This is a genomic window from Aminobacter sp. P4_D5, assembly GCF_056401815.1.
In genome coordinates, this window is record NZ_JBFUIP010000703.1 from 1 (window position 1) to 716 (window position 716).

Here is a 716-nt window from a genome sequence, read left to right on the forward strand (position 1 = left end):
CAAGAAGTGACGACCGGTCGGTCCCCCTTCAGATCCGCGTCCCGCCCACCGTCAGCCCCGTCATCTTCAGCGTCGGCTGCCCCACGCCCACCGGCACGCCCTGCCCGTTCTTCCCGCAGGTCCCGATGCCKGGGTCCATCGCGCTGTCGTTGCCGATCATCGACACCTTCGTCATCGCGTCCGGCCCGTTGCCGATGAGCGTAGCGCCCTTCACCGGCGCGCCGATCTTCCCATCCTCGATGATGTAGGCCTCGCTCATCGAGAACACGAATTTCCCCGACGTGATGTCAACCTGCCCGCCGCCGAAGTTCACGGCATAGATGCCCTTCTTGACGCTGCCGATGATTTCCTCCGGCGAGGCGTCTCCGCCCAGCATGATCGTGTTGGTCATCCGCGGCATGGGGCTGTGCGCGTAGCTCTGCCGACGCCCGTTGCCCGTTGGCTGCACGCCCATGAGCCGGGCGTTCTGCCGGTCCTGGATGAAGCCGCGGAGGATGCCGTCCTCGATCATCACCGTGCGCCCGGAGGGCGTGCCCTCATCATCCACGGTCAGGCTGCCGCGGCGGTCGGCGATCGTGCCGTCATCCACCACCGTCACGCCGGGTGCTGCGATCCGCCGACCGAGCAGCCCCGCGAAGGCCGAGGTCTTCTTGCGGTTGAAGTCACCCTCCAGCCCGTGCCCGATCGCCTCGTGCAGCAGGATGCCGGGCCAGCCC

Annotated in this window: 1 protein-coding gene; it reads right to left on the reverse strand. The window is 67.7% G+C overall.

Annotated features, from left to right (window positions below; translation table 11 throughout):
- Positions 1–28: 28 nt before the first annotated feature.
- The coding region (locus tag AC1DWF_RS34435) for a metallopeptidase TldD-related protein (protein WP_476842968.1) at positions 29–716 on the reverse strand (688 nt) is incomplete at its 5' end.